Origin of the sequence: Brachybacterium sp. JB7, from assembly GCF_003335205.1 — a bacterium.
Classification (GTDB): Bacteria; Actinomycetota; Actinomycetes; order Actinomycetales; family Dermabacteraceae; genus Brachybacterium; species Brachybacterium alimentarium.
Map to the genome: position 1 here is coordinate 143,923 of NZ_QPGN01000006.1, position 19,244 is coordinate 163,166.

The 19,244-nt window shown below is 69.9% G+C and carries 18 protein-coding genes, 2 tRNA genes and 2 pseudogenes; 11 read left to right on the plus strand and 11 right to left on the minus strand.

Annotated features, from left to right (window positions below):
* Positions 1–47: 47 nt before the first annotated feature.
* The 3 genes and pseudogenes from CIK81_RS09645 to CIK81_RS09655 all read left to right on the plus strand — a co-directional run.
* Positions 48–1,439: an IS1380 family transposase gene (locus CIK81_RS09645; protein ID WP_114355359.1), complete on the plus strand. Its 1,392-nt coding sequence runs from the start codon at positions 48–50 to the stop codon at positions 1,437–1,439.
* A gap of 367 nt (positions 1,440–1,806) precedes the next feature.
* Positions 1,807–2,993 (plus strand): annotated as a pseudogene (locus CIK81_RS09650) (ISL3 family transposase); the annotation flags it as partial.
* A gap of 301 nt (positions 2,994–3,294) precedes the next feature.
* Positions 3,295–4,235 (plus strand): annotated as a pseudogene (locus CIK81_RS09655) (IS110 family transposase); the annotation flags it as partial.
* Positions 4,236–4,516: 281 nt separating this feature from the next.
* Here CIK81_RS09655 and CIK81_RS09660 read toward each other — a convergent pair.
* Positions 4,517–4,590: transfer RNA gene (locus CIK81_RS09660), tRNA-Lys, on the minus strand.
* 187 nt (positions 4,591–4,777) lie between these two features.
* Here CIK81_RS09660 and CIK81_RS09665 point away from each other — a divergent pair.
* Together CIK81_RS09665 and CIK81_RS09670 are read left to right on the plus strand one after the other, a co-directional pair.
* A complete protein-coding gene (locus tag CIK81_RS09665; protein WP_114355646.1) occupies positions 4,778–5,674 on the plus strand; it encodes an NAD(P)-dependent oxidoreductase in 897 nt (298 codons plus the stop codon).
* A 76-nt stretch (positions 5,675–5,750) separates the two neighbouring features.
* Positions 5,751–6,176, plus strand: coding sequence for a YchJ family protein (locus CIK81_RS09670; RefSeq protein WP_096163533.1), 426 nt, complete (start codon positions 5,751–5,753; stop codon positions 6,174–6,176).
* A gap of 72 nt (positions 6,177–6,248) precedes the next feature.
* Here the strand turns inward: CIK81_RS09670 and CIK81_RS09675 are convergent, their stop codons facing one another.
* The gene (locus tag CIK81_RS09675) at positions 6,249–6,728 is read right to left on the minus strand and encodes a hypothetical protein (RefSeq protein ID WP_096163532.1); all 480 of its coding nucleotides are present in this window, start codon (positions 6,726–6,728) and stop codon (positions 6,249–6,251) included.
* A gap of 144 nt (positions 6,729–6,872) precedes the next feature.
* Complete coding sequence (locus tag CIK81_RS09680) at positions 6,873–7,628, minus strand: SDR family oxidoreductase (RefSeq protein WP_114355647.1); 756 nt, start codon at positions 7,626–7,628, stop codon at positions 6,873–6,875.
* A gap of 142 nt (positions 7,629–7,770) precedes the next feature.
* Between CIK81_RS09680 and CIK81_RS09685 the strand changes: the two genes are divergently transcribed.
* From CIK81_RS09685 to CIK81_RS09695, 3 genes are all read left to right on the plus strand, one after another.
* Positions 7,771–7,853: transfer RNA gene (locus tag CIK81_RS09685), tRNA-Leu, on the plus strand.
* A 30-nt stretch (positions 7,854–7,883) separates the two neighbouring features.
* A complete protein-coding gene (locus CIK81_RS09690) occupies positions 7,884–8,576 on the plus strand; it encodes a histidine phosphatase family protein (protein ID WP_096163530.1) in 693 nt (230 codons plus the stop codon).
* Complete coding sequence (locus CIK81_RS09695; RefSeq protein ID WP_096163529.1) at positions 8,576–9,118, plus strand: NUDIX hydrolase family protein; 543 nt, start codon at positions 8,576–8,578, stop codon at positions 9,116–9,118. The genes CIK81_RS09690 and CIK81_RS09695 overlap by 1 nt, the downstream gene beginning before the upstream one ends.
* A gap of 199 nt (positions 9,119–9,317) precedes the next feature.
* Here CIK81_RS09695 and rdgB read toward each other — a convergent pair whose 3' ends face one another.
* The 6 genes from rdgB to clpS all read right to left on the minus strand — a co-directional run bounded on the left by rdgB (position 9,318) and on the right by clpS (position 13,482).
* Positions 9,318–9,968: an RdgB/HAM1 family non-canonical purine NTP pyrophosphatase gene (gene rdgB / locus CIK81_RS09700; RefSeq protein ID WP_096163528.1), complete on the minus strand. Its 651-nt coding sequence runs from the start codon at positions 9,966–9,968 to the stop codon at positions 9,318–9,320.
* Complete coding sequence (gene rph / locus CIK81_RS09705; RefSeq protein WP_096163527.1) at positions 9,965–10,723, minus strand: ribonuclease PH; 759 nt, start codon at positions 10,721–10,723, stop codon at positions 9,965–9,967. The genes rdgB and rph overlap by 4 nt, the downstream gene beginning before the upstream one ends.
* Positions 10,724–10,829: 106 nt before the next feature.
* Positions 10,830–11,627: an MBL fold metallo-hydrolase gene (locus CIK81_RS09710; protein ID WP_096163526.1), complete on the minus strand. Its 798-nt coding sequence runs from the start codon at positions 11,625–11,627 to the stop codon at positions 10,830–10,832.
* Positions 11,624–12,436, minus strand: coding sequence for a glutamate racemase (murI, locus tag CIK81_RS09715; protein WP_096163525.1), 813 nt, complete (start codon positions 12,434–12,436; stop codon positions 11,624–11,626). The genes CIK81_RS09710 and murI overlap by 4 nt, the downstream gene beginning before the upstream one ends.
* Before the next feature lie 90 nt (positions 12,437–12,526).
* Entirely contained in the window at positions 12,527–13,159 is a 633-nt protein-coding gene (locus CIK81_RS09720; RefSeq protein ID WP_096163524.1) for a DUF2017 family protein, read from the minus strand.
* Positions 13,159–13,482 carry an ATP-dependent Clp protease adapter ClpS gene (clpS, locus tag CIK81_RS09725; RefSeq protein ID WP_096163523.1) on the minus strand — a complete coding sequence of 108 codons (324 nt, stop codon included), beginning with the start codon at positions 13,480–13,482 and terminating at the stop codon, positions 13,159–13,161. The genes CIK81_RS09720 and clpS overlap by 1 nt, the downstream gene beginning before the upstream one ends.
* 123 nt (positions 13,483–13,605) lie before the next feature.
* Here clpS and CIK81_RS09730 point away from each other — a divergent pair, with 123 nt between their 5' ends.
* A complete protein-coding gene (locus CIK81_RS09730) occupies positions 13,606–14,985 on the plus strand; it encodes a nicotinate phosphoribosyltransferase (protein WP_158541982.1) in 1,380 nt (459 codons plus the stop codon).
* A gap of 76 nt (positions 14,986–15,061) precedes the next feature.
* Here the strand turns inward: CIK81_RS09730 and CIK81_RS09735 are convergent, their stop codons facing one another.
* Positions 15,062–16,870 (minus strand): DEAD/DEAH box helicase, encoded by a 1,809-nt coding sequence (locus CIK81_RS09735; protein WP_241964100.1) that lies wholly within the window; start codon positions 16,868–16,870, stop codon positions 15,062–15,064.
* A 259-nt stretch (positions 16,871–17,129) separates the two neighbouring features.
* Entirely contained in the window at positions 17,130–17,501 is a 372-nt protein-coding gene (locus CIK81_RS09740) for a DUF3039 domain-containing protein (RefSeq protein WP_096163520.1), read from the minus strand.
* An 86-nt stretch (positions 17,502–17,587) separates the two neighbouring features.
* Here CIK81_RS09740 and CIK81_RS09745 point away from each other — a divergent pair, with 86 nt between their 5' ends.
* Positions 17,588–18,118 (plus strand): VanZ family protein, encoded by a 531-nt coding sequence (locus CIK81_RS09745; RefSeq protein ID WP_096197180.1) that lies wholly within the window; start codon positions 17,588–17,590, stop codon positions 18,116–18,118.
* Positions 18,115–19,230, plus strand: coding sequence for a serine hydrolase (locus CIK81_RS09750; protein WP_096197179.1), 1,116 nt, complete (start codon positions 18,115–18,117; stop codon positions 19,228–19,230). The genes CIK81_RS09745 and CIK81_RS09750 overlap by 4 nt, the downstream gene beginning before the upstream one ends.
* The last annotated feature ends 14 nt before the right edge of the window (positions 19,231–19,244 follow it).

A 19,244-nucleotide genomic window follows, 5' to 3' on the forward strand; every position in this document is an offset into this window, starting at 1 on the left:
GGCTTGTCTAAGGTCCATTTCACGCCAGTTCAGGGAGCACCTTCAGGGTGAATGCTACCGGGTTGTATCCACGTCCTCATGTTGATGTCGCGCCGGTGTCTGCGGTCGGTCAGGCCGGTGGTGTGTTGCTGACCGAGACCGTCCGCGCGACGGGCCTGGCCGTCGAGCTTTCGAGGGCGCTGGCGCCGTGGCGGAAGCCGTTCTCGCGGCATGATCCGGGGAAGATCCTCACCGATCTCGCGCTCATGTTGGCGGTCGGTGGGGATTGCCTGGCTGACGTCGCCACGCTCCGAGCGGAGCCTGATGTGTATGGGTCCGTGGCCTCGGATCCGACGATCTCTCGCCTGCTGACGACCCTCGCGGCTGACGCCCGGGCGGTCGAGAATGCGATCAGTGCCGCCCGCCGGAAAGCACGCAGTCGAGCCTGGGCCCTGGCCGGCGAGTATGCTCCCAGCGCGGGGGTCACGGCGAAGAGCCCGCTGGTCATCGACCTGGACGCTTCGCTGGTGACCTCTCACAGCGAGAAGGAGTTCGCGCGGCCGACGTTTAAGAAGGGCTTCGGATTCCATCCGTTGCTCGCGTTCGTCGACCACGGCACCGGCGGGTCCGGAGAGATGTTGGCCTGTCTCCTGCGCCCCGGGAACGCCGGCTCGAACACCGCAGCGGACCATAAGAGCGTGATCGCCGATGCGCTGGCCCAAGTCGGGATGGGATCCCGGCCGGGGCGGAAGGTGCTGGTCCGGATCGACGGGGCCGGCGGCACGAAGAAGACGCTGCAGGAGTTGGTGAAGCGGCGGGTCTCGTACTCGGTCGGGTTCACCCTGCCCGCGAATACGCCGGAGCTGTTCGGCCTGATCCCGAAGCACGTCTGGGAACCCGCCTATAACTCTGATGGCGAGGTGCGGGAGGGAGCGGACGTCGCGGAGCTGACGGGGCTGCTCGGCCTCGATGAGGACTGGCCGGACGGGATGCGTGTCATCGTCCGTCGCGAGCGCCCTCATCCCGGTGCGCAACTGCGGTTCGATGACGTCGATGGCTACCGCCTGACGGCGTTCGCGACCAACACCACGCAGGGTCAGCTCGCGGACCTCGAGTTCCGTCACCGTCGCCGTGCTCGCTGCGAGGACCGGATCCGCGTGGCGAAGGACATGGGCCTGCGGAACCTGCCCCTGACGTCGTTCGCGCAGAACCGGATCTGGTGCCAGATCGTGGCCCTGGCCAGCGAGATTACTGCTTGGATGGGGATGCTCGGCTATGCCGGCCAGCCCGCAAGGAGGTGGGAGCCTAAACGCGCCCGGCACCGCTTGTTCCAGATCCCCGCGACTATCGCGCGCCATGCTCGACAGCAGGTCCTGCACTTCTCGGAGCGGTCGATCTGGGCTCGGATCGTCCAGGCCGGCCACGCCCGCCTCGCCCAGTTGCCCGCCCCCGCTGGATAGCCCACGGCCCTGTCACTGACCGCACTCTCTGAAGGACCCACGGCCCTGGACGCCCGACCACCGCGACCGACACGCGGCGGACCGTCACACCCTCATGCCAGAATGAGTCCGCAAAGATCGGCAACGACGCCGACCGAGCGGACCTACCGACCCCATGAAAGATCGAGGTTTGTTGTGGTCGGCCCGGATGAAGCGCCCTGGGTTCCGTTCCGAGTCTCGCGAAAGAGAATCGGAATATGCCCGAAACGGGCTTTTCGCAGGTGAGGGTGTAGCGGCCGGTGGCGGGGTGGGCGCGTCGGTGCGGGGATATGTGTCGAGGTCTCCCGATGATGGAAGTTATGACGCTCGCCATCTGGAAGACCTCGACATGTTCAACGCTACCTTCTCGAGCCCTGCCCTCGATGCCTTCTGCGGCCTGGACGGGCTGGGGCTCACAGTCACCGGTCAGCGCATCGAGCCCGGCACGGCGGTCCTGGAGTGTCGGGTCCTCGAGGATGACCAGTGGTGCCATCGCTGTGGCCAGGCGGGTGTTCCTCGTGGCACAGTGACCAGGACGATCGTGCACACTCCACTGGGCTGGCGGCCAACTCTGCTGCCGGTTGGGGTGCGGCGCTATCGCTGCGTTGACTGCTGCACCATATGGCGGCAGGACACGTCGAAAACTGCAGCGGCCCGGGAGAAGCTCTCCCGGGCCGCGATCTACTGGGCGTTCAAGAGCGTGGTCATCGACCGGATGTCGACCTCCCGGGTCGCCGAGAACCTCGGCACTGCCTGGCATACCGTGAACGACGCTGTCCTCGACGCCGGCTCCGAGCTGCTGATCAATGATCCTGCCCGGCTTCACGGAGTCCGAGTGATCGGCGTCGATGAGCACGTCTGGTCGCACACCAGTGGCGGCAGCAAGTACGTCACCGTGATCATCGACCTCACTCCGATCCGCGATGGCACCGGCCCCTCGAGGCTGCTGGACATGGTCCCGGGCCGCTCGAAGAAGGTCTTCAAGACCTGGCTCCAGGAGCAGAAGCCCGTCTTCCGGGACCGGATCGAGACGGTCGCGATGGACGGGTTCACCGGATTCAAAACCGCCGCTGCGAAAGAGATCCCGCAGGCCGTCGCGGTGATGGATCCTTTCCACGTTGTGGCCCTGGCAGGTGATGCACTGGACCAGTGCCGGCAGCGGATCCAGCAGGTCACCCGCGGGCACCGCGGCCGTTCTGGGGATCCTCTCTACGGGATCCGCCGAACCCTCCGCACCGGTGCAGAGCTCCTCACAAGCCGTCAATGCGACCGCCTGAACAGCGTGTTCGCCGCCGATGAGCACGCCACGGTCACCCCACCTGTGGCATCTTCCAGCGGATCGTCCAGGCCTACCGCAACCCCGACCGCGCCGCCGCGAAGCAGCAACTCGCCGGCGCGATCACGGACCTCGCCGGCGACGTCCCTCCCTCGCTGACCGAGGTCATCACCCTCGGCCGCACCCTGAAACGCCGGGCCGAGGACGTGCTGGCCTACTTCGACCGGCCCGGCACCAGCAACGGACCCACCGAAGCGATCTGTGAGTCTGGCTCTGGCTGATCTGGGATCGGCTGGTCAGGATGGATACCGGTCGTGTCGAACCGGGTGTGACTCTCGAAGCAATTGGCCCGCAGCTTGCGGTGTCTTCCCGTTGAATTGTCCGCTCGGTGCGGCCCGGCCGGCGCCGTCCAGCCCATCTCGGTGACCTCATCAGGAGACTGCCCGACCCTCGGGTCGTGGCCCATCACAGATTCGCCCCGAAGTGACCTCTTCCCGGACCGGCGCCGGCCGTTCAGCGACCGTGACCATGTCCGTCTCGCGGAGGGGAGCGTCGATCGCCATGGCTATCGTCGCGCATGCTCGTCCATTCGTCATCGGCGTGGACACCCGCGCCCGCAACCACGCCGTCTCAATTCTCGCTTGCCCGACCGGCGAGATCGTTGATGAGGCCCAGTTTCCAGACACCGCCGCAGGCCTGTCTCGGGCCGTGTCGTGGGCCGGGCACCGCACCGGCGGTGACGTCACTGTGCTCTGGGCGATCGAGGGCACCGGTACCTACGGTGCTCGTCTGCGCGCAGTAGCCGCGGACACCGGATACACGGTCGTCGAGGCTCCGCGGATGAACGCCCGCGCGAACCGCACGATCGGCAAGTCTGACCCGCTCGATGCACGCCGTATCGCTGCCGCAGCCCTCCCGCTGCACGAGACGCAGCTGCGCGAACCGCGCGCTGACGACGGCGTCCGCGCGGCTGTCAAGGTGCTGCTCGCCGCCCGCTCACCCAGGCCCAAATCGACGCAACTGCCGCATGGCGAGCCCGCGATGAAGCCCTCGCCACAGCGACCGCACGCGGCGAGGCCACCAGGCTCGCTAAACGAGTCGCCGCGCTCGACAAGGAGCTCAAGGACATCACCAAGCGCATCACAGACCTTGTTCGCCAGAGCCCCGCTGGTGGCCTGCTCGACCAGCCCGGCATCGGCCCGGTCACCGCCGCCATCGCGTTGACGTCCTGGTCGCATCTGGGTCGGATCAGATCCGAGGCTGCGTTCGCCAGACTCGCCGGCGCCAGCCCGATCCCCGCGTCCTCGGGCAACACCGTGCGGCACCGCATCAACCGCGGCGGTGACCGCCGTCTGAACCGCGCCCTCCACATGGCCATCGTCGCTCGCATGCGCATGGACCCAAGAACTCGCGCCTACGTCGAGCGCCGCACTGCTGAAGGACGCACCCTCCGCGAAATTCGCCGCTGCCTGAAGCGCTACCCCGCCCGCGAGATCTACCGTCACCTCACCACCGCAGCCCGTGCCCGACTCACCGCTTGACAAACATAGGAGATTCAACGGCCGCCTCGAGCACCTCCGCGGCACCGCCCTCGGCTTCCACACCCTCACCCACTACATCATCCGCTCGCTTCTCGACACCGGAGGATTCAGGCCACTGCTACACCTTTAAATGCGATGAGCCCGATACACGCGCTTTGGCACTTAACCCGCGCCTCCCGCTCCGGAACGTTCCGGGACGCGAAGAAGCCCCACCGGTTGACCGGTGGGGCTTCGACTGTCGGTGCGCCATCAGGGACTCGAACCCCGGACCCGCTGATTAAGAGTCAGCTGCTCTAACCAACTGAGCTAATGGCGCCGAACAAAAAAGAACTTTACCCCTCGGGCACCGACCTGCCAACTCGAGAGCACTCTCTGTGAGCGAGCCGACAGCAGCTCCCGTATCGCGGCTTCGGACCGGGGCGGGCCTCGCGATCACATAGACTCGACGTGTTCAGGAAGGTCGACGCGCGAGGGTCCACGGATCGTCGGCGAAGGAGGTCAGGGTGAGGATCGCGGTCACCGGTGCCACAGGTGTGCTCGGCCAGGAAGCCGTCGAGGCGCTCGTCGCCGCCGGCCACGAGGTCACCGGCATCACCCGACGCGATTCCGGGGTCCCGATCATCGAGGGTCGCGGCGGCCGAGCCGTCGTGGCGGACGTCTTCGACCGCACCGATCTGGCCCGCGCCTTCCGCGGGTACGAGGTCGTCATCAACACCCTCGCCCATGTCCCCGTCGGCATGGCGGGCCTGCGCCCGCTGTCCTGGCGCGAGGACGACAAGCTCCACCTCGAGGGCTCCGTCGCCATCGCCCGCGCCGCGGCCGACGCGAACGTGCGCAAGCTGATCCAGGAGTCCACGATCTACCTGTACCCGGACAACGGGACGGACTGGATCGGCGAGGACCAGCCGCTCAGCGTGCGCAACCAGGCGTTCCGCCCACGCGTCGCCGAGATGCGTGCCGCCGTGGACTTCGCCGCGGCCGGTCGCAGCTCCGTGATCCTGCGCCTGGGCCAGCTCTTCGGCCGCGACCAGCACACCACCCATGCGCTGAAGGCCACGCGCTCGGGCGATCCCATCCTGCTGGGCAAGCCCGAGAACTATGTGACGCTGCTGCACCACACCGACGCGGGCCGGGCCTTCGTGGCGGCTCTGCGCGCGGACAGCGGCTTCTACAACGTCGGGGGCGAGCCGATCACCAAGGCCCGCTGGGCGAAGGATCTGGCCGCGGAGGCCGGTGTCGAGCACCCTGCGAAGTTCTATCCGGAGATCACCCAGGCGATCGTCGGCACCCGACTGGACACCCAGCGTCGATCGCTGCGCGTCTCCTCGGTGCGCTTCATGTCCGAGACCGGATGGCGGCCGACGGTCGGCCCGTCGACGCCGGGCTGGTCCCGCCGCTGACCTCGTACGGCCCGTGCCCGGCACGCCCCCGGCATGATCATGGGGGCCGCGGCGCAGAGCCCGGGATACTGATGCCATGACGTCTGCGACCTCTGTACCCGCTCCCCCTTCCGACGGCTCCCGCTGCCCCTGCGGCCTGGGCGACGTCTACGGCGCCTGCTGCGGGCCGGTGCTGCGCCAGGAGCGCCGCGCCGCGACCGCTGAAGCGCTCATGCGCTCGCGGTACACGGCCTTCGCCGTGCGGGACGTCGAACATCTGCTGCGGTCCTGGCATCCGCAGGAGAGGCCCCCGCGCGAAGAGCTCGACGCCTCCCTCACGGACGGCACTCGCTGGCTGCGCCTGGAGATCCTCTCCACCTCTGACGGCGGCCCCTTCGATGACGAGGGCACGGTCGAGTTCCTGGCGATCGCGCGCACGCCCGAGGGTCGGCACCGACAGCACGAGACCTCACGCTTCGTGCGGGAGGGTGGTGCGTGGCTGTACGTCAGCGCACAGGAATGAGGGACGCCCCCGGGCAATAGGCACGGGGGCGTCCGTCGGGCGTCAAGGCCGTCCGTTGGGAGGCCTGCGAGATCAGCGGCCGGACGCCGCGACCTTCTTCTCCGCGTTCTTGGCCGCATCCTGCAGGATCGAGCCGAGCTCTGCCGCGTACTTCTCGGCATCCTTCGAGCGGGGCAGGGAGGAGTTCTTCAGGGACTTCGCGCTCTTCTTCGCCGAGCGCTCGGTGGACCGGCGCGCCTCGCGCATGGTCTTCGCGAGCTTCTCGCCCCGAGTGGGCTCGCGCCGGGAGGCAGCGACCGCGACGGCGATGCCTGCTCCGAGCACGACCACGCCGATGACGCCTCCCACGACCGCTGTCAGCGGCACCGGGGAGGACTTCTCGTCACCGGCTTCGGAAAAACCCTTCACCGAACCGACGAGCTCGTTCTTCCAGCGGGTCACCGCATTCTTCGGGTTCACGCGATCGACCAGCTCGTCGATGTCCGACGCCAGGTTGTCCTGGCGTCGGTAGGCCTCGTCGCGCATGTCGTCCAGGCTGTTCTTCTTGGCCACCACTGCCTCCGGGTGTCGTCAGGGCTTGATCACGCTGATCGTATCGCGAGCAGGCGATCCGCTTCGCCTCCTCGACCGTTCTGGTCCGTTCCGTGGACCCTCGGGCCGTCGGCGCGGCCCGCCCTCACAGGCGGGCCGACCGGTTCAGCCCTGCGTGCGCGACAGGAAGTCGTCGGCGCCGCCCACCAGCTCGACGTGCCCGGTCGGCACGTCGGCCGTGGCCATAGCGGCCACCTCGGCGGCGAACTCGTCGACCGAGTAGAGCTTGCCGGCGGCCTCGCGGCGCTCCTCGAGCGCGCCGGGGCGGGCACGGTTCAGCAGGGTCGCGGTGACGGTGCCCTCGATCATGTCGCCGGAGACGACCACGAAGGAGACGCCCTTCTCGGACATCTCGCCGAGACGCTCGGTGAGCGCGTCCTCGCCAGCTCGCTTGGACCGGGCGACCTGCTCGTACTCGGGCATGGTCTCGACCTGGTCGATGAAGTGCGCCTGGTGGCTGGTCACGAACACGACGCGGCCGCCGACCGACAGGTGCTCCAGCCCTGCGGTCAGGGCGTCGGACTGTGCATCACGGTTCAGGCGCATCGCGTAGTCCTCGCCGAGGTCCGCCTCCATCCCGCCGGAGGCGTTCAGGACCAGCAGATCCAGGCTGCCGAAGGTGTCGACCGCGGCCTGGATGAGGCCCCGCACCTCGTCCGGGACCGTGAGGTCGGCGCCGACCGCGAGGGCCTTGCCGCCGGCGGCCTCGATCTCGGCGACGACCTTGTTCGCGCGGGGGGCCTTCTGTCGGTAGTTGATCACGACGTTCGCGCCCTGCTCGGCGAGCAGCTTCGCGGTGGACGCACCGACTCCTCGGGAGGATCCGGTGACGACGGCGGTCTTGCCTTCGAGGGCGCTCATGAAGGTCTCCTGTGCTGCGGGGGTTCGTGGTGTCGATGTCAGGGGCGGGCGCATGCACCGCCCGCGTCGGGCCGGGTGCGTCGCGCCACCAGGGACATCAGCCTACCGGAGCATGCCCTGCGGCCCGATAGGCTGGGCGGGCGCGCGAGTGGCGGAATCGGTAGACGCGCTGGATTTAGGTTCCAGTGCCCCCAGGGCGTGAGGGTTCGAGTCCCTTCTCGCGCACGTATCACCCCCGCGATGAGGAGACGCTCCATGACCCTGTTCGGGCTCGTCCGCCATGGGCAGACGGACTACAACCTGCAGAACCGCTTCCAGGGGTCCTCGGACATCCCGCTGAATGCGACCGGGATCGCCCAGGCGCATGCTGCGTTCGCTCAGCTGCCGCCGGTGGACTGGGACGTGATCGTCACCTCACCGCTGAAGCGGGCCGAGCAGACGGGCCGGATCATCGGCGAGGACCACGACATCCCCTTCGGCGGCACCGATCCGCGATTCGTGGAGATCGACTGGGGCATCGCCGAGGGACAGGCCGTGGAGGAGATGGAGCAGCGGTATCCCGAGCGCTCCTTTCCCGGCCGTGAGGATCATCAGGCGGTGGCCGATCGTGGCTACGACGGACTCGAGGCGCTCGAGGAGCGCTACCCGGGGCAGAAGGTCCTGGTGGTCGCGCACGGCACCCTGATCCGCTTCATCCTCTCGGGGATCATCGAGCAGCCGCTGCCCTCGATCCCCAACGCGACGCTGTCGCTGGTCGAGCTCGAGGACACGACCTGGCGCGTCCGGATGATCGCGGGCGAGGAGGTCGACCATGCCGTGAAGGTCGCCACCCGCGAGCAGAACCCGCGCTTCCATGTGGAGAAGTCCCAGCTGGCACCGTCGCAGGTCGTGGCGGCCGCCCCTGGTGAGGACAGCGACCTGACCGGACCCGACGAGGAGGTCTCCTGATGTCCAACCGCACCGCCGTCGACGCCGAGGGTTCCTGGTTCGAGCCGGAGCACATCGCCCAGCTGCGTCGCCACCTGCCCATCCCCTACCTCGACATCGTGCCGGTGCGCACCGATGTCGATGGTGCCGTCGTCGAAGTGGGGCTCCTGCTCCGGGCGTCCGGCAGCGGGCAGATCGTGCGCGCCATCGTCTCCGGGCGGATCATGATCCACGAGACGATCCGCGAGGCGATCTCCCGCCACATCGAGAAGGATCTGGGGCCGATGGCGATGCCGCGCATCCCGGTCTCCCCGGTGCCGTTCACCGTCGCGGAATACTTCCCGACGCCCGGCATCTCCCCCTTCCACGACCCGCGCCAGCATGCGATCTCGATGGCCTATGTGGTCCCCGTCGACGGGGAGACCGCGCCGCAGGAGGATGCTCTGGAGCTGACCTGGTTCGGCATCGACGAACTGCAGCAGGAGTTCACGCCGCTGGACGAGATGAGCGGCGGCCACGATCTCATCGTGCGTCGGGCGCTCGCGCACGTGGGCGCTGCCTGAGACGGCTCCTGCGTCCGACGACGAGCGCCCCTGACCCACGACGAGTCAGGGGCGCTCGCTCATTGCCCGAGTCGACAGTTCAGGGGCTCGACAGTTCAGGGTCCGACGGCGAGGGTGACGGTGAGCGGCCGCAGGGCCTCACCGCACCTCGTCGGCGGGACGACAGGACGCTCGCCGAGGGGCAGGCGTCGCCGTCGGGTCAGCCGAGGAGCCGCGCCACGTGCTGCGCGAGGGCCCGGAAGGCCTTGCCACGATGGGAGATCGCGTCCTTCTCCTCGGGAGCGAGCTCACCGGCGCTGCGTGTCTGGCCGTCGGGGAGGAACAGCGGGTCGTACCCGAACCCTCCTTCGCCGTGCCGCTCATGCAGCAGCCGCCCCACCATCTCGCCGCGCTCGACCACCTCGGTGCCGTCGGGCGCCACCAGGGCCGCGGCGCAGACGAAGCGTGCACCACGATGCTCGTCGGCGATGTCGCCGAGCTGGGCGAGCAGCAGGTCGTTGTTCGCCTCGTCGTCCCCGTGCCGGCCGCTCCAGCGGGCCGAGAAGATCCCCGGGGCCCCTCCCAGCACGTCCACCGCCAGGCCGGAATCGTCGGCGACGGCGAGCAGGCCCGTCGCCTTCGCGGCGGAGCGCGCCTTCAGCAGCGAATTGCCGTCGAAGGTGACCTGGTCCTCGACGACGTCGGGCAGGGAGATCCCGGCGGAGGAGATCACCTGCTCGGGGTCGAGACCCGGCACCGCGGCGGCGAGGATCCGCTGCAGCTCCCGCAGCTTCTTGGCGTTGTGGGATGCGAGGATCACGCGTGCCCCGGTGGGCACGTCGGCTCGGGCGGTGCTGTCGGCAGCGCTCATCGCTGCTCGGCAAGGACGTCGCGCTGGATCTGCGCGAGCTCTGCGCAGCCGCCGGTGGCGAGATCCAGCAGAGCGCCGAGCTCGGTGCGGTCGAAGGGGGCACCCTCGGCGGTGCCCTGCACTTCGACGAAGGATCCTGATCCGGTGACCACGACGTTCATGTCGGTCTGGGCCGTGACGTCCTCGCGGTACTCGAGGTCCAGCAGCGGCCGGCCCTCGACGATGCCCACGCTGATCGCGCTCACGGAATCGGTGAGGACCTGCTTCGCCGCCGGCACCGCGGCGTGCTGCTTGCCCCAGGCGATCGCGTCGGCCAGCGCCACGTAGGCGCCGGTGATCGCGGCGGTGCGGGTGCCGCCGTCGGCCTGCAGCACGTCGCAGTCCAGCTGGATCGTGTTCTCACCGAGCGCGTCCAGGTCGATGATCGCGCGCAGGGAACGCCCGATCAGGCGGGAGATCTCGTGGGTGCGGCCGCCGATCTTGCCCTTGACGCTCTCGCGGGCTCCACGGGTGTTGGTGGCGCGCGGCAGCATCGCGTACTCGGCGGTGACCCAGCCGGAGCCGGAGCCCTTCTTCCACCGCGGGACGCCCTCGGTGAAGCTGGCCGCGCACAGCACGCGGGTGCGACCGAATTCGATGAGGGCGCTGCCCTCGGCATGGTCGAGCCAGTTGCGGGTGATATGCACGTCACGCAGCTGGTCAGGGGTGCGGCCGTCGACGCGGTCGCCGGCCGGGGTGGGGTTCTGGGTGCTCATCGAGCGGGTTCTCCTCCGTGTCGCTCAGGCGTACTGATCGAGGATAGCCGTGATCGGCGAGGCGGCGCCCCGAGCCGGGCCCTGCCGGCCCCGGACACAGAGCGGTTCAGGAGGGGGACTCCGACCGGCTGGTGTCGTAGACGGCCTTGGGCGTCGCGAGCTCCAGCGGACCGGGGTACACGCTGCGCGCTTCGGCCAGCGGCACCGCCGGGTCCGTCCACGCGGCGATATGGGTGAGCACCACCCGGCCCGCCTGCGCGGTGACCGCGGCCTCACCGGCCCGCAGCCCCGTCAGGTGCACGCCGGTGAAGCGGTCGTCGCGCCCTTCGATGTATCCGGCCTCGCACAGGAAAAGGTCCGCTCCGACGGCCAGATCGTCCAGGGCCTGGCAGGTGTCGGTGTCCCCCGAGTAGGCGAGCACGTCGCCGCCTGCGGTGATGCGGAAGCCATAGGCCTCCACGGGATGGACCACCTCGCGCACCTGGATGTCGAACGGTCCGATGGAGAACTGCTGGTGGTCCCGGAGCACGTGGTAGTCGAAGGGCACGCAGTCCACACCGTCGGGCACCGGGCCCTTGCGGCCCAGCACCGCCGAGAGCCGCTCCGGGAGGGGCTCGGGAGCGTGGATCGGCAGCTGCGGCAGATCATCGCGCTCGTGGTAGGCCCAGAAGACCTCGAGACCGGTGAGGTCCAGGAAGTGATCGGGGTGCAGATGAGAGATCAGCACAGCGTCGAGATCGGCCGGATCGATGGCGGACTGCAGCGGTCCGAACGCTCCGGAGCCGAGGTCCATGAGCACGCGCCAGACGCGCCCGTTCTCGTCCTCCTGCTCGAGGAGGTAGCTGGAGGCCGCGCCTCCGGGACCGGCGAAGCTGCCGCTGCAGCCGATGACGTGGATCCTCATGACGTCACCACCGGCAGGCTCGCGGTCATGTCGAGCATCGGCCCCAGGAACCGCCGCGACAGGCGCACGAAGGAGGCGCTGCCCGGCCCCTCGGCAGTCTGCGCGAAGACGTGCCGCGGGGCGTCCGAGGACTCCCGCAGCAGGGACGCGCCGCGCAGCTGGCGGTACACGTCCAGCGCGGTCTCCTCGGCGGAGGAGACCAGCGAGACGTCGGGACCCATGACATAGCTGATGGGGCCGGCGAGCATCGGGTAGTGGGTGCAGCCGAGCACCAGGGTGTCCACGCCGGCCTCGCGCACCGGGGCCAGATACCTCTCGGCCACCTCGATGACCTCTTCGCCGGTGGTCACCCCGTTCTCGACGAACTCGACGAAGCGCGGGCAGGCCTGAGTGATGATGTCCAGCTCGGGGGCGGCGGCGAAGGCGTCCTCGTAGGCGCGCGAGGTGACCGTGCCCTCGGTGGCGATCACGCCCACCCTGTGGTTGCGGGTCGAGGCCACGGCGCGGCGCACCGCCGGCTGGATGACCTCGATGACGGGCACGTCGTAGCGCTCACGGGCGTCGCGCAGCACAGCCGCGGAGGCGGTGTTGCAGGCGATGACGAGCATCTTCACGCCGTGCTCGACCAGGTTGTCCATGATGTCCAGCGTCAGGGAGCGCACCTCGGCGATCGACCGTGGGCCGTACGGCCCGTGCTCGGTGTCGCCGATGTAGACCAGCTCCTCCTGAGGCAGCTGGTCGAGGATGGCTCGGGCGACGGTGAGCCCGCCCACCCCGGAGTCGAAGATCCCGATCGGCGCGTTGTTCATCTCGGCAAGGCTAGTGTCGTTACTGCTCAAGAGCAGTGATGCCTCGCGCACTGGGTGCAGTTTCACAGTCTGGTCACAGGACGGCAACGATCAGTCGAGCGCCCGCAGCAGGCTCTCCTGCAGCCAGGACAGCAGCTCGTACACGGCGATGACGATGTCCGAGCCCACCTGGTCGCTGTCCTCCGAGCTCGCCTCCTCCACGCGCTCGCCGATCTGCTGCAGCATCCGCACCGTGTCGAAATCACCGTCGCGCTGGAGATCCAGACGGTCCGCCAGGACGATCCGCACGTCGTTGAGCGCGCGGAGCATCGACAGGGCCTGCTCGTCGTCCAGCACCACCTCGCCGTGGCCCGGCCCGCTCGCGTCCAGCAGCGAGATCACGGCGGTGAGGTCGGTGAGCTTGCCGTCGGCGAGCTCCTGCTGGCCGAAGCGACGGAACTCGCCGGCCAGGGTCTCGTCCTCGGACGCGGCGGGGAACAGGCGCTTGACGGCGGAGTCGGCGGGTTCGCGAGCGTCCTGCCCGGCGAACTCGGCCTCCAGGCGGCGCAGCGGATCCTCGCTCGCCGCGGCCTTGCGCAGCACCTCCGGGTCCCGGTCGATGCCCAGGTCAGCACGGATGAGGTCCGCCGTCTCCTGCGCGACCTGGGAGATGATCGCCTTCTCCTCGCTGTCGAGCCGGCAGGCGAGGCTGCCGTCGGCACGACGCCTGAACGCGTGCGCCATCAGCCCTCCCCCACTCTCTCCAAGGTCGCCTGCAGGCCGAACGAATGCATCGCCTGCACGTCGGTCTCCATCCGCTCGCGCGAGCCGCGCGAGACCGTCGCACGGCCCTCCTCGTGCACCTGCATCATCAGCTGCTCGGCGACGAGGCGGGAGTAGCCGAAGTGGCGGCGCAGGACGAACACGACATAGCTCATGAGGTTCACGGGGTCGTTCCAGACGACGGTGCACCAGGGACCGTCCGTCTCGGCGTCCACCTGGGTGCTGCGGTCGAGGTCTGTCAGCGAGCTCGTCCCGGAACCGGCCCGCCGCTGCTCCACCGGCATTCGTGCTCCTTCTCTGTTCCACCGCGCCCCGGTCCGTGAGATCGTCCGCCGGGAAGCGGCTCGGACGAGTCTACGGGGCGTCCCCGTCAGCCGGTCGGCCCGGCACGCATTACGGTGGACACTGTGACTTCTGCCCTGCTCACCGACCTCTACGAGCTGACGATGCTCCAGGCTGCCCGCCAGGCGGGCACCGCCTCGCGCCGCAGCGTGTTCGAGGTGTTCACCCGCTCCCTCCCCGAGGGCCGCCGCTACGGCGTGCTCGCCGGCACCGGGCGCGTGCTCGACGCCATCGCGGACTTCCGCTTCGACGAGGCCGACCTGCGCTATCTGCGCCGCACCGGCGTGCTCGACGAGGAGACCCTCGCGCACCTCGCCGACTATCGCTTCACCGGCGACGTGCACGGCTACGAGGAGGGCGAGCTCTTCTTCCCCAACTCCCCCGTGATGCGCCTCGAGGGCACCTTCGAGGACGCGGTGATGCTGGAGACGGTCATCCTGTCGATCCTCAACCACGACAGCGCCGTGGCCTCCGTCGGATCGCGGATGATCACCGCCGCTCGGGGCAGGCCCTGCATCGAGATGGGCGGGCGACGCGTCCACGAGGACGCCGCCATCGCCGCTGCCCGCGCCGCCTACATCGTGGGGTTCGCGTCCACCTCGAACCTCGCCGCCGGAGCCCATTACCGGGTCCCTGCCGCCGGCACCTCCGCGCATGCCTTCACCCTGCTGTTCGACTCCGAGGAGGAGGCGTTCCGTGCTCAGATCGCCTCGCAGGGGGTGGGGACCACTCTGCTGGTGGACACCTACGACGTCGACGCCGCCGTGCGCCTGGCCGTCGAGATCGCGGGGCCGGAGCTGGGCGCGGTGCGCCTGGACTCCGGGGACCTCGGTGCCCAGTCCATCCGGGTGCGTGCCCTGCTCGACTCCCTCGGTGCGACCTCCACCAAGATCACGGCCACCGGCGATCTCGACGAGTTCCGTGTCGAGGAGCTCGCGCAGGCCCCGCTGGACGGCTACGGCATCGGGACCCGCCTGGTCACCGGCGGCGGGCATCCCGCCCCCGGCTTCGTCTACAAGCTGGTCGAGCGCGAGGGCGCCGACGGGCAGATGCACCCGGTGGGCAAGCGGTCCCAGGACAAGGCCACCCTCGGCGCCGGCAAACGTGCCTTCCGCATGCTCGTCGGCGACCGCGCCCATGCGGAGCTGGTGCTGCCCGGCGAGGCCGAGATCGCCGAGTTCGAGCGGGAGCTGACCGCGGAGCTGATCTCCGCAGAGGCCTCCCCCGAGTGGCGCCGCACGAACCTGCGGCCGCTGCAGGTGCCGATGATCCGCGGCGGTGAGCCCGTGCAGTCCCTGCGCGCACCGCAGCAGGTCGAGGCCGCGCGGGCGCGCCATGCGGCCTCGGTCGCGGAGCTCGCGCTGGACGTCGAGGACGGCCCCGACGGTCCGATCGCGATCCCGACCGTCACCGACGGCATCGAGGCGGCCCGCGTCCTGCGCTGACCGAGCAGCGATCAGTCTGCGAGCGATCGCGACCGCTCAGCGTCGGCTGCGAGCGATCAGCGTCGCCTGCGAGCGCTCAGCGTCGGCCGACGAACCAGCCGCGCACGATGCTGATCCGCTCTTGGATCTGCTCGGCGTCGGCCTGCGCGACCGCCGGGCCGCCGCTGCGGCTGCGCAGCGTGTTGTGCACGGACCCGTGCGGGGTGCCGGACTTGCGGGCCCACGCGGAGACCAGGGTGCTGAGCTCCTTGCGCAGCTCCATCAGCTTGCGGTGATCCACCACGCCGGTCGGCGGGGCGCTGTCCGCGCCGCCGCTCTTCTGGCGTCGTGCCTGCTGCTGGGCCTGCTGCTGCTGGAGGACCGTGCGCATCTGATCGGCGTCGAGCAGGCCGGGGATCCCCAGGAACTCCTGCTCGTCCTCGCTGCCCGCGATGCCGCCGGCGCCGTACTCGCCACCGTCGAACAGCACGCGGTCGAAGGACGCCTCGGATTCGAGCGCCTCGAAGCTCATCTCGAGCTGGTCACTGGCCTGTTCGGAGCGGTTCGCCTCCTCCAGGAGGCTCTCGTCCAGGCCCGTCTCCTCGTCCCCGGTCGCCGGGCGCAGGTCCAGCACGTGATCGCGCTCGGCCTCCAGCTCGGCGGCGTGGGCCATGAGGATCGGCACCGTGGGCAGGAAGATGCTCGCGGTCTCGCCGCGGGTCCGCGACCGCACGAAGCGGCCCACGGCCTGGGCGAAGAACATGGGCGTGGCGGTCGAGGTGGCGTAGACCCCGACCGACAGGCGGGGCACGTCGACACCCTCGGACACCATGCGCACCGCGACCATCCAGCGATCGTCGGAGGCGGAGAAGTCGTCGATGCGCCGGCCCGAGCCGGCATCGTCGGAGAGCACCACCGTGGGCGCCTGCCCGCAGATCCGCTGCAGCGTCGCGGCATAGGCGCGGGCCGCCTTCTGATCCGTCGCGATCACGAGGCCGCCGGCGTCGGGCACGTGCCGCCGCACCTCGGTGAGGCGACGATCCGCTGCCGAGAGCACCGACTGCATCCATTCGCCGTCGGGGTCCAGGGCGGTGCGCCACGCCTGCTGGGTGATGTCCTTGGTCTCCAGCGCTCCGAGCTGCGCGGAGACCTCGTCCCCCGTCTTGGTGCGCCAGTGCATGCGGCCCGAGTAGGTCATGAACAGCACGGGGCGCACGACGTGGTCGCGCAGCGCCTCGCCATAGCCGTAGGTGTAGTCGGCCTTCGAGCGGGAGAAGCCCTCGCCGTCCTCCTCGTAGACCACGAAGGGGATCTGGGAGGAGTCGGAACGGAACGGGGTGCCGGTCAGCGACAGCCTTCGCACCGCCGGATCGAAGGCATCGCGCACGCCGTCGCCCCAGGTCAGCGAGTCACCGGCGTGGTGGATCTCATCGAGGATCACCAGCGTACGGTCCGCCTCGGTGCGTGCTCGGTGCAGCGCCGGGTGCATGCCGACCTGCGCGTAGGTCAGCGCGACGCCCTGGTAGTGGGCACCGTGGGTCCCCTGGGCGTTCGTGAAGTTCGGGTCCAGCGAGATGCCCACGCGCGCCGCGGAATCGGCCCACTGGGTCTTCAGGTGCTCGGTGGGCGCGACGACGGTGATCCGGCGGACTGTGCCCTCGGCGAGCAGGGACGCCGCGATCTGCAGCGCGAAGGTGGTCTTGCCGGCGCCGGGGGTCGCGACGGCCAGGAAGTCCTTCGGTGCGCGGCTGCGGTACAGCTCGAGGGCCTCGGACTGCCAGGCACGCAGCTTGGGGACGGTGCCCCAGGCGGCACGTTCGGGGTAGGCCGGCGGCAACGATCGCGCGGCCGCCTCGGAGGGCTGACGGGGATCGTTCGTGGAGAACAGGGAGGGGGTGGTATTCACGGCGTGGACCACCGTACCGCTGCGGTGCGACGACCCGCCGACAGATCCGATGTGAGGAAGCCCCCGCGCGTGTCGTGCCCCCTCCGCCGAGGGCGGCGACCTGCCCTCGCGAGGCCGTGACCAGCCCACGCGGCGGTCTCCAGCACATCGGGGGCGGCGCAGGCGGGCACGACGAGAGGGTGGCCCGGGCACGAGCCCGGACCACCCTGGATCATCTCCGCACGACGAACGGGTCGCTCTGCGGCCCGGAGACGTGGGGTCAGCGCCGACCGCCGAAGAAGCCGCGGAATCCGCCGCCGCGGCCCGAGCCTCCGCCCTTGCCGCCGTCGCCGTCCTGCGGCTCGCGCAGGCCCTGGTAGATCTCCTTGCACTCCGGACACACCGGATACTTCTCCGGATCCCTGCCCGGCACCCAGACCTTGCCGCACAGGGCGATCACCGGGGTGCCGCCGAGGGCGGCCTGGGTGATCTTGTCCTTGCGGACGTAATGGGCGTACCGATCGTGGTCGCCGTCGTCGGTGCTCTGCTCCTGCTCCTGCAGCTGGCGATCGAGCACCGCGGTGCTGCCGGGGGCGGCACCGGGGTCGTCGCTGTAGGGGTCCATCCGGGACGGGTCGGAGGTGGAGGACATGGCTGCTCCCTCTGTCGTGATCGTTGCCGTGAGCCTAGCGGCCCTGCCTCCACGGTGATAGCCGCCCGCGCTGGAACACTGGCCACATGGACGCTGTCGCCGAATTCCTCCGTCGAATACCGCACGAGATCGCCGGCGCGGGCGGTTCCCTCGCAGGGCGCGTCGGCGCACTGGTGCTGGCGCTCGTCCTGAACCTCGGCTTCTACCTGCCCTCGCTCCCCTCGGGCCTGCCCGGTGCGGGGGTTCCCGGTCTGGACAAGGTGGTCCACCTCGTGGTGTTCGCCCTGACCGTGTGGGCGGCCGGCCGTCTGCTGGCGCCACGGCGACGGTTCCCCATGGGGTGGATCGTGATCATCGCGTTCGTCCACGCCGTGTTCATCGAGCTGGTGCAGCTCGCACTGCTGCCGGAGCGGGGCGCCGAATCCGCCGATGTGCTCTTCGACGTCATCGGCATCGCACTGGGTCTCGGGCTGTGGATCGGCGAGCGCCTGCGCAGCCGCGGTATCGCGTCGGGGGCGGACCTCGACGATGATCGGTACGTCGACGGGCTGCCAGCGGACGCAGTGCAGGACGGCGAGCCGCTGGACGACGGCGTTCCGGAGAACCGGGACGCATGACCGCCAGCGGCGAGGCTGACCACCGCCTGCTCGAGGAGCTCGTCGCGGGCCTGACCCGGTCGGCGGCAAGCGCTCCTGCCGCTGGCGAGCCCCGCGAGGGCGCTGCGGCGGCCGTCGCCGGGGTGGACCGTCCAGGACATCACCGCGCCACCGCTCTCGCGGGGTCCACCGCGCTGTGCGCGGAGGATGGTTCCGTCCTCCCGGAGGGGTCGCCGGAGGTCACCTCCGTGGAGGCCGGGACCCTGTTCGACATGGCGTCCGTGACGAAGGTCGTCACGGCACTCACCGCCGCCACCCTGATCGAAGACGGCATGCTGGATCCGGAGACCCCGGTCGCGGAGTATCTCCCCTCTCCGCATCCGGCGATCACGGTGCGACACCTGCTCACGCACACGTCGGGCCTGCCTCCGGTCATGCCGCTGTGGACGATCGACGGGGATCGCGACACACGCCTTGCCGCAGTGACCCGAGCACAGCTCGACGCGGAGCCGGGCACGGCCCACTCCTACTCCTGCATCGGCTTCATCCTGCTGGGCAGCTTGCTCGAGGGACTCACCGACACTCCCCTGCCCGAACTCGCCCGCACCCGGGTGCTCGACCCCGCAGGCGCCATGACGGCCGGGTGGTCCCCGTCGGAGCTCGACGCCTCCCGAGCGGCGGCGACCGAGTATCAGGACGATCCACCGCGCGGGCTGGTGCGGGGCTCCACGCACGACGAGACCGCCTGGTCCCTGGGCGGCGCCGGGAATGCCGGACTGTTCGCGACCCTCGACGACGCCCTGGCGCTCGGACGGGTGCTGGCGGGTCGCGGCCCGGGGCCGACGCTCTCCGCGCCGGTGCGGGCCCTGCTCACGAGCGATCAGCTGCCTGCTGAGGTCGGCACGGGTGCCCCGTGGCGGCAGGCCTTCGGGCTGCGCGTCGGCCAGGAGACGGCCCCGGGGGCCGTGCTCCCCCGCGTCGTGGGGCATCCGGGCTTCACCGGCACCTCGATCCTCGCGGATCCGGGCACCGGGACCGTCGCCACGCTGCTCACCAACCGGGTCCATCCCCACCGGACGCGCTTCACGGTCGACCGCGCCCGGCGGGAGCTCGCCCTGATCGCCTTCGCCTGACCGGGCCCGGGCGG